Source organism: Streptomyces sp. NPDC097981 (genome assembly GCF_040302565.1).
Lineage (GTDB): Bacteria > Actinomycetota > Actinomycetes > Streptomycetales > Streptomycetaceae > Streptomyces.
This window is the reverse complement of the sequence record NZ_JBEORW010000020.1, coordinates 20,288-32,532: the sequence shown is the minus strand read 5'-3', so window position 1 is coordinate 32,532 and position 12,245 is coordinate 20,288. Positions and strand designations below refer to the sequence as shown.

Below are 12,245 nucleotides of genomic sequence, written 5' to 3'. Positions count from 1 at the left end.
GCGACCGACAGCCCGCCGACGGGAAGCCGACAGCCCGCCGACGACGCGTCGGCGGGCTGTCGGACCGGGCGCCCGCCCGGTCGGCGGAATCAGTGGAAGGTGTGCTCCGCCTGCGGGAACGTCCCGCCGACGACGTCCGCGGCGAAGGCCTTCGCCGCGTCGCCCATGGTCGCGCGGAGGTTCGCGTACTGCTTCACGAACTTCGGCATCTTCCCGCCGGTCAGGCCCATCATGTCGGTCCACACCAGCACCTGCGCGTCGCACTCCGCGCCGGCGCCGATGCCGACCGTCGGGATGTGCAGGGACCGGGTGACCTCGGCGGCCAGCTCGGCCGGAACCAGCTCCAGCACCACCGCGAAGGCGCCCGCGTCCTGCGCCGCCTTGGCATCGCGGAGCAGCTGGTGCGCGGCCTCGTCGCCGCGGCCCTGCACCCGGTAGCCCATGGCGTTCACGGACTGCGGGGTCAGGCCCAGGTGGGACATGACGGGGATGCCGGACTGCACGATCAGCTCGGTCTGGTGCAGCGAGCGCTCGCCGCCCTCCAGCTTCACGGCTCCGACACCGGCCTCCTTCACGAGGCGGGTGGCGCTGCGCAGCGCCTGCACGGCGCCTTCCTGGTACGAGCCGAACGGCAGGTCACCGATGACCAGGGCGCGGCTGGTGCCCCGTACGACGGCCGCCGACAGGAGGGTCATCTCGTCCATCGTCACGGGGACGGTGTTCTCGTAGCCGAGGTGACAGTTGCCCATGGAGTCGCCGACGAGGATGACCGGGATGCCGGCCTCGTCGAAGACGGACGCGGTCATCGCGTCGTAGGCGGTGAGCATGGGCCACTTCTCGCCGCGCTCCTTGGCGAGGGTGAGGTCGCGGACGGTGATCCGCCGGGTGCCCGTTCCTCCGTACAGGGTGGGGGAGGCGGCTTCGCGGGCAGGCGAAACGGCATGCGTCATTGCAACTGCTCCTTGATGTCATCTCGAGGCGCCCTCACGGCGTCCCCGGACTCACCCACCATGGTGGCACCTGCCCGGGCCGTGGCGAAAGTGGCGCGTAGACCGGTGCGTCACACTCCTGGCTCACACGAGGACCACTCCTGGCCCTCTCATGTTCCCCTCCCGGGCCATTCGACGCGCGCGAGAGCGAATATGCGCGTTTCGTGACAAGCGGAACCTCTTCCACACGGCCGTTCGTCCTCCCGGACGTACGGCCGGAACACGGCACGGAAGGCTTCGTCGATCGCCTAGGGTCAAGGTGCGGGGACGGAGCGCAAGCACGGCAGCGAGGGCAGTGGCATGGCACAGGCGTACATGACGGAGACGGGGAACGGCGGCTCGGAGCCCGAGCCCTCCGGATCCCGCCTCCGACGCCGACTGGCCGAACTGCGCCGGGACCGGGGCATCTGGCGGCGCGGGATCGTGACCGCGGCCCTGGCCGCCCTGATCTCGCTGGTCATGATCTTCCATGCCGAACTGCCGAACGACGTGGGCAACCTCGGCAGCCTCACCGAGACCTTCCTGCCCTGGCTGGGCCTGGCCGTCCCGCTCCTGCTCGCCGCCGCCGTCGTCCGCAAGTCGGCCACCGCGCTGATCGCGATACTGCTGACGGCCGTCGTATGGGTGAACCTCTTCGGCAGCCTGGTCCTCGACAAGTCCGGCTCCGGCGGCAACCTGGTGGTCGCCACCCACAACGTCGACGCCGACAACCCCGACCCGCGCGGCACGGCCGCGCAGGTCTCCCGGTCCGGGGCCGACGTGCTGGCCCTGACCGAGCTCAAGGGCGGCGTCGTCCCCGTCTACGAACAGGCTCTGGCGGGCACGTACAAGTACCACGCCGTCGAGGGAACGGTCGGTGTGTGGAGCAAGTACCCGCTGACCGCCGCCGCGCCCGTCGACATCAAGATGGGCTGGACCCGCGCCATGCGCGCCACCGTGGACAGCCCGTACGGCCAGATCGCCGTTTTCGCCGCACACCTGCCCTCCGTCCGGGTCAAGCTCAACGCCGGCTTCACCGCGAACCAGCGCGACAACAGTGCCGGGGCCCTGGGCGCCGCGCTCGCCGCCGAACCGCTGAAGAAGGTCGTCCTGCTCGGCGACCTCAACGGCACCATGAACGACCGCTCCCTGTCCGAGGTCACCTCGCAGATGCGCTCCACCCAGGGCGCCGCGGGCGACGGCTTCGGCTTCAGCTGGCCGGCCCGGTTCCCGATGGCCCGGATCGACCAGATCATGGTCCGCGGGATCAGGCCGGAGGCCTCCTGGACCCTCCCGCGCACCGGCAGCGACCACCTGCCGGTCGCTGCACGGCTGACGGTGCGCCAGTAGGCGCTGCCGGGGGCCGGGGGCCAGGGGCCCCGCCCGCGCAGGACGAAAAGGGGCCTCGCCGCATCGCGGCGGGGCCCCTTCCCCGTTCGGGTGAGCGCAGCGGCTACGCGTGCTCGCGCCAGCCGTTCGTGATGGGCAGCCGGCGGTCCTTGCCGAAGCCCTTCGCGGAGATCTTCGTGCCCGGCGGGTACTGGCGGCGCTTGTACTCCGCAGTGTCCACCATCCGCAGGGTCTTCGCGACCAGGGCGCGGTCGAAGCCGGCCGCGACGATTTCCTCGATGCCCTGGTCGCGGTCCACGTACAGCTCCAGGATCGCGTCGAGCACCGGGTAGTCGGGCAGCGAGTCCGTGTCCACCTGGCCCGGGCGCAGCTCGGCGCTCGGCGGTTTCACGATGGAGTTCTCCGGGATCGGCGGGGTCTCCCCGCGCTCGACCGCGGCCCGGTTGCGGTACCGCGCGAGCCGGAAGACGTCCGTCTTGTAGACGTCCTTGATCGGGCCGTACGCGCCCACCGAGTCGCCGTACAGGGTGGAGTAGCCGACGGCCAGCTCCGACTTGTTGCCCGGGGCCAGCACGATGTGGCCCTCCTGGTTGGACACCGCCATCAGCATGGTGCCGCGCAGCCGGGACTGGAGGTTCTCCTCCGCCAGGCCGGTCAGACCCAACGAGCCCATGTAGGCGTCGAACATCGGCTCGATCGGCACGGTCCGGAAGTTCAGGCCGGTCCGCTCGGCCAGGCCGGCCGCATCCCCCTTGGAGTGGTCCGAGGAGTACTTCGAGGGCATCGAGATGCCGTACACGTTCTGCGCGCCGATCGCGTCGCAGGCGATGGCGGCGACGAGAGCGGAGTCGATGCCGCCGGAGAGCCCGATCAGGACGGAGCGGAATCCGTTCTTCTTGACGTATGCGCGCAGGCCCACGACCAGCGCGTCGTAGATCTCCTCGTCGTCGTCGAGGCGGTCGGCGTAGCCGCCGGTGACCACCGGCTCGTACGGCTCCACGGGCTCCTCGGAGAGGACCACCCGGTCGATCCGCAGCCCGTCGTCGACGACGCCCTCGGGGGCGTCCGCCCGCGCGGCCGGGAGGTCGAGGTCCACGAGGACGCAGCCCTCGGAGAACTGCGGGGCGCGCGCGATGACCTCGCCGCTGCCGTCGACCACGATCGAGTCGCCGTCGAAGACCAGCTCGTCCTGGCCGCCGATCATGGCCAGGTAGGCGAGGGTGCAGCCGGCCTCCTTGGCCCGTTTCTGCACCAGTTCGAGGCGCAGGTCGTCCTTGTTGCGCTCGTACGGGGAGGCGTTGACGGAGATCAGCAGGCCGGCCCCGGCGGAGCGGGTCGCCGGGACACGGCCGCCCTCCTGCCAGAGATCCTCGCAGATCGCCAGGGCCACGTCGACGCCGCGCACCCGGATCACCGGCTGGGTGCCGCCGGGGACGAAGTACCGGAACTCGTCGAACACGCCGTAGTTGGGGAGGTGGTGCTTGGCGAAGCGGAGGACGACCTTCCCGCCGTACAGCACGGCGGCCGCGTTCTCCGGGGAGCCGGCGGGGCGGCCGAGCCGCGGGGCGGCCTGCTCCGTACGGTCGAGGTAGCCGACGACGACCGGCAGTTCGCCGAAGCCCTCGGCAGCCAGCCGCTGCGCGAGGTCGCGCAGCGCGGTGCGGGAGGCCTCGACGAAGGAGCCGCGCAGGGCGAGGTCCTCGACGGGGTACCCGGTCAGCATCATCTCCGGGAACGCCACGAGGTGGGCGCCCTGCTCGGCGGAGTGCCGGGTCCAGTGGACGACCGAGTCGGCGTTGGCGGCGATGTTGCCGACCTGCGAGTCGATCTGATTCAGAGCGAGGCGAAGTTGAGGCACGGGGCCCAGTCTAATCGTCTTTCTGACGCGATGTCCTGGGCCCCGGCATTCCCGGTCTGTCTTCCGGCCGGTCCGGTCAGCCGATCGAGCCGCTGAACTTCGCGTTGGGCAGCATGATCCCGGGCGAGATGTCGGCGCTGATGCGCTCGGTGCCCTCCGGCACCTCGAAGGCGACGACCCCGCTGGCGGACTCGCCCGGCAGGATGTCGCCCCTGATCATCTTCGGGACGTCGCCGTCGAAGACGAGCTTGGCCGTCATGCCCTTCTCGTCGCGGACGTTGGGCATCGCGTAGATGACGTTGTGCGCGGCGGACGAGCCGTTGGTGATGGTGAGCGTCATCTCCACCGCGTTGCCCACCTCGGAGTACTTGTTCTTCGTGACGTACTTCTTCGGCGCGGAGAGGCTCACCTTGATCCCGTTCGGGTACGTGAACGTTTCGCCGAACGGCAGCGGGGTCGTCATGCCGGGGACCTGGGAGGGCGAGGGCGTGGGCGTGGGCGACGTCCTCGGGTACGGCGGCATGCTGTGGCGGAGGTCGGCCGGGGGGTTCCGGTCGTCGTCGAGCCGGTGGGCGGCGGTCTTCTTGATGATGAGGCCGGTGAGGAGGAGGCCGCCGACCGAGGCGCCGAGGCCGAGTACGGCCAAGACCGTGCCCACGACGGCCATCGTCTTGCGGCCGGCGCCGTCCGAGGCGCGTACGAGGGCGCCGATGCCGATGCCGATGCCGACCACGGCGAGGAGGAAGCCCGCCCAGAAGACGAACGGGATGAGGCCGATGACCACGGCGGCGATGCCGATGGTGAGAGCAGCGACGGCCAGGCCGTTCGTGGTCGGGGCGGGCGCGCCCCACGGGTTGCCGGGGGTGGCGCCGTGGCCGGCGTGGGCACCCCAGGGGTTGGTGGGCGGCACCGGCGCGCCGAACGCGGGACCCGGGGCGGCCGGGGGCGGCATGGGCGCGGGCGGCGCGAAGGCGCCGGCGGGCGCGGCGGGCGCGGCCGCCGGTACGGGCCCGGGTTGCGGCACGGCGGCGGGGACCGCCTCCGGGGCCGCGGCGGGCTGCGGCGCGGGCTCGGCTGCCGGTGCCGGTGCCGGTGCCGGCACCGGTGCCGGTGCGGGCGCGGACTCGGGTCCTGCTTCCGGTTTCGGCGTCGGCGTGGGCACGGACTCCGGGGTCTTGCTCAGCGACAGCGGCAGCGGCTGCGCCGGCTCGGGTTCGGGCGTGGGCTCGGGTGCCGGGGTCTTGCTCAGCGACAGCGGCTGTGCCGGCTCCGGTACGGGCGTGCCCACGGGCTCCGTCGGCGGACCGGACGGGCTGCTGGGAGGGTTCGGGGGCGTGCTCATGCCTGGCGGGAGTCCTCACGAGGTGGTGTGCGTAGTGATCACCAGCCTGCCACGCGCCCCGGACGGGCTCCAATGGGGTTTGGCCCCGGCCCGCAGGCCGGGGGCCGCAGCCCCGCGGAAGGCTATCGCCGGTAGCCGAGCACCGTCATCATCCCGGCCTCCGCGTGGTACACGTTGTGGCAATGCACCATCCACAGCCCGGGGTTGTCGGCGTCGAAGTCCACCGTCAGCTTCCTGCCCGGCAGGATCAGCGCGGTGTCCTTGCGGGCGCCGCCCGCGTCACCGCCGCCGCCCAGGGCGAAGGTGTGCCCGTGCAGGTGCAGCGGGTGCCACATCGTCGTCGAGTTGGCGAACTCCAGCCGCACCCGTTCGCCCGCCTGCACCGGATGCCGCTGGTCCGCCGTGTACGGCTTGCCGTCGAAGGCCCAGTCGTACTTCTCCATCCCCCCGGTCAGCGTGAGGGTGATGGTGCGGTCCGGCTTGCGGCCCGCCAGCCGGACGGGCTCCGCGGCGCGCAGCCCGTCCGCCGTCAGCGGCGTCGCGGCCAGTTCGGCGGGCCGGGTCTCGGCGGTGGGCGCCGTTCCCGCCCCGGTGCGCAGCAGGGCGAGCGCCGATGCCGACGCGCCCTTGCCCTCGGCGAGCGCGGTGAGCGGGAACACCCCGTCCTGCGCGGTGACCAGGACGTCGTACCGCTCGCCCATGCCGAGCAGCAGGGAGCCGGTCTTCGTGTGCGTCACCGGGTAGCCGTCGGTGTGGGTGACCGTCAGTTCGTGGCCGCCGAGGGCGATCCGGAAGGCGGTGTCCGCCCCCGCGTTCACGATCCGCAGCCGGATCCGGTCTCCGGGCTTGGCGGTGAAGACCGACGGGTCCTGTGCCGTCCGGCCGTTGACCAGGTAGTGCGGGTACGCGACATCACCCGGGTCCTTGCCGAGGACGTTGCTGTCCCCGCCCATGAGCATCCGCGAGGGCCCGCCGCCGACGGCCGGGGTCTGCGGGGCGGTGGCGCCGCCGTGGCCCGCGTGCCCGCCCGCCCCGGATGCCTGGCCGGACCCCGTGCCCATGCCCTTGCGGAGTTCGGCCAGGACCGCGTCCGGGGTGGAGCCGTCCACCCCGTCCATCCAGTCGTCCAGGACCACCACCCACTCCTTGTCGTAGGAGAGGGGCTCCCTCGGGTCCTCGACGATGAGCGGGGCGTACAGGCCGCGGTCCTGCTGGGCGCCCGTGTGCGGGTGGAACCAGTACGTCCCCGGGTGCGGGACGGCGAACCGGTACGTGAAGGACCCGCCCGGCGCGATGTCCCGCTGGGTCAGGCCCGGGACCCCGTCCATGTCGTTGCGCAGGGCGATGCCGTGGCAGTGCAGGGAGGTGGCCTCCGGGAGGTTGTTGGCCAGGGTCAGGGCCAGGGTGCCGCCCGCGGCGACGCGGACCTCCCGGCCGGGCAGCCCATCCCCGTACGCCCAGGAGCGGACGGTGAGCCCGCCGCCGAGGTCGAGCGGGGTCGCGGTGGCGGTCAGCTTGACCTCGGAGACCGGTCCGGCGGCCTTGCGGGCCGCCTCGGCGGCCCGGACCTCGGGCCCGGCGGGGTCGACGTAGCCGCCCGGTGTGGCGGCGGCGGAGGGGCCGCCGTGGTTCATGGAGCCGTGGTCCATGGAGCCGTGGTCCATGCCGGCGGTGCCGGAACCGTCGGAGCAGGCGGCGAGCAGCCCCGAACCGGCGAGGGCGGCGGAGGCGCCGAGAACGGCGCGGCGGGTGGGAAGAGAGCGCATGGAAGCACCTCGTGGTGTGGTCGTACGAGCGGGTGGGCGCCGTCTGCTGCCGCCGCTCCGGCCCTTCGCGCAGGCGCGCCGCGGGCATGCGGGGGCGGCAGCGGGCCCGTCGCTATACGCGCAGTACCGCCAGCCGGGTGAGGAGTTCGCGGGGAGAGGGCGGATCCGGCCCGCCGGACCGGCCCGGCGCGCGGGCCGCGCCCCCGAGCGGCGCGGTGTCGCGGAGGCCGGCCGGTCCGGCGCCCAGGATCAGCAGGGTGAGTCCGCCCAGCACGGCCAGACACACCGACATGGGGTCCATGCCGGTGCCGTGCGGCGGGGCCTCGGCGGCGGGCCGCCGGTCCCCGGACGCCTGAGCCGTGCCCGTCGGCGCGGCGGCACCGTGTCCCTTCGCGAGGCCGGTGCCGTGGTCCGGGGCGGGGCCCGTCATGTGGTCGGCGGCACGCCCGGCTGAGGCAACGGCGGCGAGCGGGGCCGCGTCCTCCATGGTGTGGGACCGACTCGGATGGCCCAGGGTGTGCATGGTGACGATGCCCAGGAGCAGCGCAGCGAGCAGCAGCAGCCGGGGCCACCGGGCGGCTCGCTGGGCGGTGCGCAGGGCAGGGCGCGTCATGGGCGGAACCCTACCCCGGGCGGGTACCCGATCGTAGGACCGGCTCCGCCGTGTTGAGGCGCTGCGGACCGGGCGCCCGCCGGCCGTGCCCGCCGGCCGCGCCCGCCACCGTCCTCGCCGGGTACGACGGCTCGGCCGGGCGGTCGGCCCTGCGGTGGCTGGAACGCCAGGCGGCGCCGGCCGACCGGCTCGGCGCCCGATGCGAGGTCGTCGAACCGGCGGGGCGCCTGGTCATGCTGGACCGCCCGGGCCGGGTGGCACGGGCGGTCCTGGAGGCTGGGGTGCGGGAGCCGGGTCAGCGCCTCGCGTAGACCTTCTCGACGAAGCCCGCCAGCTGGTGTTCGTCGAGGTGCTGGGCCAGGTCGGCCTCGCTGATCATGCCGACCAGCTTCTTGTCCTTGATGACCGGGAGCCGCTTGATGCGGTGGCTCTCCATCTCGCCCAGGACGTCGGAGACGTCCGCGCCCGCGTCGATCCAGCGCGGGGTGCCCTGGGCCATGTCACCGCAGGTCAGCTCGGTCGGGTTCAGACCCTGGGCCACACAGTTCACGACGATGTCGCGGTCGGTGATGATGCCGCACAGCCGCTCGGCGGCATCGCTGATGGGCAGTGCGCCCACATTGAGCCGGCTCATCAGCTGAGCGGCCTTGTCCAGAGTCGCGGTGGCGGGGATCCACTGGGCCCCGGGGTGCATGATGTCTGCCGCGGTGGTCATTGGCTGTCCTCCCTTGACGCCGATGCGGCCGGGCGCGGCTGCGCCCGCCCGGCACCCTCGGGAGGCCGGTGGGGGGAGGGCCTGATGAGGGCGCCTCCCACCACCGTACGGGCGCTGCCCGTCACCCGCGCGGCGCAGCTCCGCGCTGTTTCAGCATGTCCGCCATCAGGGTGAGCTCCGACTGCTGCGCCTCGACCATGCCCTGGGCCAGCGCCCGCTCGGCGGGGGTCGCGCACTGCGCCGCACAGCCCCGGGCCATCGCGACGCCGCCCTTGTGGTGGTCGGTCATCAGCTGGAGGTAGAGCACCTCCGCGTCCCTGCCCTCGGCGTTGCCGAGCTGCGCGAGCTCCTCCTTGGTGGCCATGCCGGGCATCAGCGCGCCGGGCTTGGCGGCGGCGCCGCCCATGTCGTGCCCGGCCATGTCACCCATGTCGCCCATGTCGTGCCCGCTCATGTCGCCCGCGCCGTGCCCGCTCATGTCCCCCGTGCCGTGCCCGGCGTGGCCGCCGCCGTGCCCGCCGTCCGACCCCATCCAGGACATCGGCGGCTCGTCGGCCACCACCTTCGGCAGCCCCCACAGGTCCAGCCAGCCCAGCAGCATGCCCCGCTGGTTGGCCTGGGTGTTGGCGATGTCGTACGCGAGCCCGCGTACCGGCTCGTCCTTGGTGTGGTCCCGCACGATGAACGACATCTCCACCGCCTGCTGGTGGTGCACAGCCATGTCCCGGGCGAAGCCCGCGTCCGCCGAGTAGAGGCCCGGTGCGCGGGCGGCCGCAGCGGACCCGCCGCCCTGGCCGTCGCCGCCGCTCGCGGCGCCGACCGTGGCCGCCACCGCGAACACCAGTGCGAGCAGGACGGCGGTCCCGGCCGCCCAGTACGTACGGGTCACTTCTCGGCCAGCCCGTTGGTGCAGGCCGCGCCCGGCTCGGGGGTCTGCTCGCCCTGCACGTACTTGGTGAGGAACTGCGCGACCCGGGGGTCATCCGCCTTGTCCACGGTCAGCTGCTTGCCCCAGGCGCTCAGCATGATGGTGCCGGCCTGCTCCTTGTCCGGGCTCATCAGCGTGTACGGGGTCTTGGACACCTTCCCGGCGAGCGTGTCGAGGTCGGCCTTGGCCGCCTTCTCGTTGTACGTCACCCAGACCGCGCCGTGCTCCATCGAGTGGACGGCGTTCACCTCGGGGACGGGGTTCTTGTAGACGTCGCCGTTGCAGTTCATCCAGCGGGGGCTGTGGTCGCCGCCGACCGGCGGGTTCATCGGGTACTTCACCGGGGTCTCGACGTGGTTGCGGCCCAGGCTCTTCGCGTCCCACGTCTGCTCGCCGGCCACCGGGGTCTTGCGGGCCTCCGCCGCGGCTGCCTCGGCCTTGCGGACCGCCGCGGCCGCGGCGTCCTTCTTCTCCTTCTGGTCGATCATCACCCACGCGCCGAATCCGACGAGCCCCGCGACGACCGCCGTGGAGGCGGTGATCGCGACGGCCTTGTTGCGCCGGTCACGGGACCGCTCGGCGCGGCGCATCTCGGCTATGCGCGCCTGACGGGAGCTGTTGTCGGGGGAGGTGCTGCTGGCCATGTGCCCTGAATCCTTCTGCTGAGGGGGGTGGGGGGATCCGGTGGAGCGCGGTACGGCGCCCGGACCGGTCAGGTCCGCAGCACTTGCAGGGCATGGAGGTCGGGGGCGCGGGCGAGCGTCCCGTGCGGCCGGGCCGGGCCGCCGCCGGCGGGATGCACGACGGGATCCGGGGCGGGGCCCGCCACGGTCGCCGCGGGCGGCGGGGCGGGCAGCACGCCGGGGGCCACGTGGGAGAAGGGGGAGCAGCCGGGCAGCTCGTCGGGGGACACGCAGACGGCATGCGCCCCGTGCGGGTGGACGTGTACGGAGGCCGCGGCGGCGTGCGGCTCGCCCGGCCGTGCACACAGGAACAGCGCTCCGAGCAGCACGGAAAGGGCCACCGCGATGACGGCACGCCGAGGCACGTGACGCCCGATGCGCCCGTGCCGCATGTGCTCCCAGCCCCCCATGGGCGCAGATGGTAATGCTCATGACGGGCCCGAGGTCAGTGCGGGGGTGCCACGAGCTTTCAGAGGTGCGTAATGTGGCGGAAACCGCGGCTGGCGATACTGGACCCGCCCGACCGTGCCCCCGCCCTCGGGGGAGGTGGTACACAGGCCGTCTGAACTGCGAGGATGAAGGCATGGACAAGCAGCAGGAATTCGTCCTCCGGACGCTTGAGGAGCGCGACATCCGGTTCGTGCGCCTGTGGTTCACCGACGTACTGGGCTTCCTGAAGTCCGTCGCGGTCGCTCCCGCCGAGCTGGAGCAGGCCTTCGACGAGGGCATCGGCTTCGACGGATCGGCCATCGAGGGCTTCGCCCGGGTCTACGAGTCCGACATGATCGCCAAGCCGGACCCCAGCACGTTCCAGATACTGCCGTGGCGTGCAGAGGCGCCCGGGACCGCCCGGATGTTCTGCGACATCCTGATGCCGGACGGCTCCCCCTCCTTCGCGGACCCGCGGTATGTGCTCAAGCGCATCCTGAACAAGACCTCCGACCTCGGCTTCACCTTCTACACCCACCCCGAGATCGAGTTCTTCCTGCTGAAGGACAAGCCGCTGGACGGGACCCGCCCGGTACCGGCGGACAACTCCGGCTATTTCGACCACACTCCGCAGAACGTCGGCATGGACTTCCGCCGCCAGGCGATCACCATGCTCGAATCCATGGGCATCTCGGTCGAGTTCAGCCACCACGAGGGCGCGCCGGGGCAGCAGGAGATCGACCTCCGCTACGCGGACGCGCTCTCCACGGCGGACAACATCATGACCTTCCGCCTCGTCATGAAGCAGGTCGCGCTCGAACAGGGCGTCCAGGCCACCTTCATGCCGAAGCCCTTCTCGGAGTACCCCGGCTCGGGCATGCACACCCACCTCTCCCTCTTCGAGGGGGACCGCAACGCCTTCTACGAGTCGGGTGCCGAGTACCAGCTCTCGAAGGTGGGCCGCTCCTTCATCGCAGGCCTCCTGCGCCACGCGGCGGAGACGGCGGCGGTCACCAACCAGTGGGTCAACTCGTACAAGCGCATCTGGGGCGGCTCCTCCCGCACGGCCGGCTCCGGCGGCGAGGCCCCCTCGTACATCTGCTGGGGCCACAACAACCGCTCGGCCCTGATCCGCGTCCCGATGTACAAGCCGGGCAAGACGGGCTCCTCCCGCGTCGAGGTCCGCTCGATCGACTCCGGGGCCAACCCGTACCTCACCTACGCCGTCCTGCTGGCCGCCGGCCTCAAGGGCATCGAGGAGGGCTACGAACTCCCGGCGGGCGCCGACGACGACGTCTGGGCCCTCTCCGACGCCGAACGCCGCGCGATGGGCATCGAACCCCTCCCGCAGAACCTCGGCGAGGCCATCTCCCTGATGGAACGGAGCGAACTGGTCGCCGAAACCCTCGGCGAGCACGTCTTCGACTTCTTCCTGCGCAACAAGAAGCAGGAGTGGGAGGAGTACCGCTCGGAGGTCACGGCCTTCGAACTCCGCAAGAACCTCCCGGTGCTCTAACCCCAGGTCAGAGCCCTTCCGAGGTGCGCAGGACACTCCGGGCCGGTGGTCATCGACCACCGGCCCGGAGTCGTCTG

General features: G+C 72.3%; 12 protein-coding genes. 3 read left to right on the top strand and 9 right to left on the bottom strand.

The genetic code is table 11. The features are described from left to right. Nucleotides 1-89: 89 nt before the first annotated feature. On the bottom strand, nucleotides 90-950 hold the full coding sequence (panB, locus tag ABTY04_RS20320; RefSeq protein WP_352214733.1) for a 3-methyl-2-oxobutanoate hydroxymethyltransferase: 861 nt from the start codon (nucleotides 948-950) through the stop codon (nucleotides 90-92). A 339-nt stretch (nucleotides 951-1,289) separates the two neighbouring features. Here panB and ABTY04_RS20315 point away from each other — a divergent pair, with 339 nt between their 5' ends. Continuing rightward, nucleotides 1,290-2,318 (top strand): endonuclease/exonuclease/phosphatase family protein, encoded by a 1,029-nt coding sequence (locus ABTY04_RS20315; RefSeq protein WP_352214732.1) that lies wholly within the window; start codon nucleotides 1,290-1,292, stop codon nucleotides 2,316-2,318. A 103-nt stretch (nucleotides 2,319-2,421) separates the two neighbouring features. On the opposite strand, the gene ABTY04_RS20310 is transcribed toward ABTY04_RS20315, so the two are convergent. The 4 genes from ABTY04_RS20310 to ABTY04_RS20295 form a co-directional block, all read right to left on the bottom strand. Continuing rightward, a complete protein-coding gene (locus ABTY04_RS20310; protein ID WP_352214731.1) occupies nucleotides 2,422-4,176 on the bottom strand; it encodes an NAD+ synthase in 1,755 nt (584 codons plus the stop codon). A gap of 76 nt (nucleotides 4,177-4,252) precedes the next feature. Further along, a complete protein-coding gene (locus ABTY04_RS20305) occupies nucleotides 4,253-5,518 on the bottom strand; it encodes a DUF4190 domain-containing protein (RefSeq protein ID WP_352214730.1) in 1,266 nt (421 codons plus the stop codon). A 122-nt stretch (nucleotides 5,519-5,640) separates the two neighbouring features. Beyond that, entirely contained in the window at nucleotides 5,641-7,284 is a 1,644-nt protein-coding gene (locus ABTY04_RS20300; RefSeq protein ID WP_352214729.1) for a multicopper oxidase family protein, read from the bottom strand. A gap of 112 nt (nucleotides 7,285-7,396) precedes the next feature. Next, nucleotides 7,397-7,897, bottom strand: a complete 501-nt coding sequence (locus ABTY04_RS20295) for a hypothetical protein (RefSeq protein WP_352214728.1) — start codon at nucleotides 7,895-7,897, stop codon at nucleotides 7,397-7,399. A 50-nt stretch (nucleotides 7,898-7,947) separates the two neighbouring features. On the opposite strand from ABTY04_RS20295, the gene ABTY04_RS20290 reads away from it, so the two are divergent. Next, nucleotides 7,948-8,208: a hypothetical protein gene (locus ABTY04_RS20290; protein ID WP_352214727.1), complete on the top strand. Its 261-nt coding sequence runs from the start codon at nucleotides 7,948-7,950 to the stop codon at nucleotides 8,206-8,208. Here the strand turns inward: ABTY04_RS20290 and ABTY04_RS20285 are convergent. From ABTY04_RS20285 to ABTY04_RS20270, 4 genes are all read right to left on the bottom strand, one after another. Beyond that, nucleotides 8,193-8,612, bottom strand: coding sequence for a CBS domain-containing protein (locus ABTY04_RS20285; protein WP_352214726.1), 420 nt, complete (start codon nucleotides 8,610-8,612; stop codon nucleotides 8,193-8,195). The two genes, ABTY04_RS20290 and ABTY04_RS20285, sit on opposite strands and share 16 nt — an antisense overlap. 121 nt (nucleotides 8,613-8,733) lie before the next feature. Next, on the bottom strand, nucleotides 8,734-9,501 hold the full coding sequence (locus ABTY04_RS20280) for a DUF305 domain-containing protein (RefSeq protein ID WP_352214725.1): 768 nt from the start codon (nucleotides 9,499-9,501) through the stop codon (nucleotides 8,734-8,736). Next, nucleotides 9,498-10,184 (bottom strand): thioredoxin-like domain-containing protein, encoded by a 687-nt coding sequence (locus tag ABTY04_RS20275; protein ID WP_352214724.1) that lies wholly within the window; start codon nucleotides 10,182-10,184, stop codon nucleotides 9,498-9,500. The genes ABTY04_RS20280 and ABTY04_RS20275 overlap by 4 nt, the downstream gene beginning before the upstream one ends. 68 nt (nucleotides 10,185-10,252) lie before the next feature. Next, nucleotides 10,253-10,633: a hypothetical protein gene (locus tag ABTY04_RS20270; protein ID WP_352214723.1), complete on the bottom strand. Its 381-nt coding sequence runs from the start codon at nucleotides 10,631-10,633 to the stop codon at nucleotides 10,253-10,255. A gap of 173 nt (nucleotides 10,634-10,806) precedes the next feature. Here ABTY04_RS20270 and glnA2 point away from each other — a divergent pair, with 173 nt between their 5' ends. Beyond that, nucleotides 10,807-12,168, top strand: a complete 1,362-nt coding sequence (gene glnA2 / locus ABTY04_RS20265) for a gamma-glutamylpolyamine synthetase GlnA2 (RefSeq protein WP_266788554.1) — start codon at nucleotides 10,807-10,809, stop codon at nucleotides 12,166-12,168. The last annotated feature ends 77 nt before the right edge of the window (nucleotides 12,169-12,245 follow it).

Bases quoted from the DNA above. Each gene is read 5' to 3' on its own strand.
- panB (WP_352214733.1), bottom strand. From the start codon at position 950: ATGACGCATGCCGTTTCGCCTGCCCGCGAAGCCGCCTCCCCCACCCTG.
- ABTY04_RS20315 (WP_352214732.1), top strand. From the start codon at position 1,290: ATGGCACAGGCGTACATGACGGAGACGGGGAACGGCGGCTCGGAGCCC.
- ABTY04_RS20305 (WP_352214730.1), bottom strand. From the start codon at position 5,518: ATGAGCACGCCCCCGAACCCTCCCAGCAGCCCGTCCGGTCCGCCGACG.
- ABTY04_RS20300 (WP_352214729.1), bottom strand. From the start codon at position 7,284: ATGCGCTCTCTTCCCACCCGCCGCGCCGTTCTCGGCGCCTCCGCCGCC.
- ABTY04_RS20295 (WP_352214728.1), bottom strand. From the start codon at position 7,897: ATGACGCGCCCTGCCCTGCGCACCGCCCAGCGAGCCGCCCGGTGGCCC.
- ABTY04_RS20285 (WP_352214726.1), bottom strand. From the start codon at position 8,612: ATGACCACCGCGGCAGACATCATGCACCCCGGGGCCCAGTGGATCCCC.
- ABTY04_RS20275 (WP_352214724.1), bottom strand. From the start codon at position 10,184: ATGGCCAGCAGCACCTCCCCCGACAACAGCTCCCGTCAGGCGCGCATA.
- ABTY04_RS20270 (WP_352214723.1), bottom strand. From the start codon at position 10,633: ATGGGGGGCTGGGAGCACATGCGGCACGGGCGCATCGGGCGTCACGTG.
- glnA2 (WP_266788554.1), top strand. From the start codon at position 10,807: ATGGACAAGCAGCAGGAATTCGTCCTCCGGACGCTTGAGGAGCGCGAC.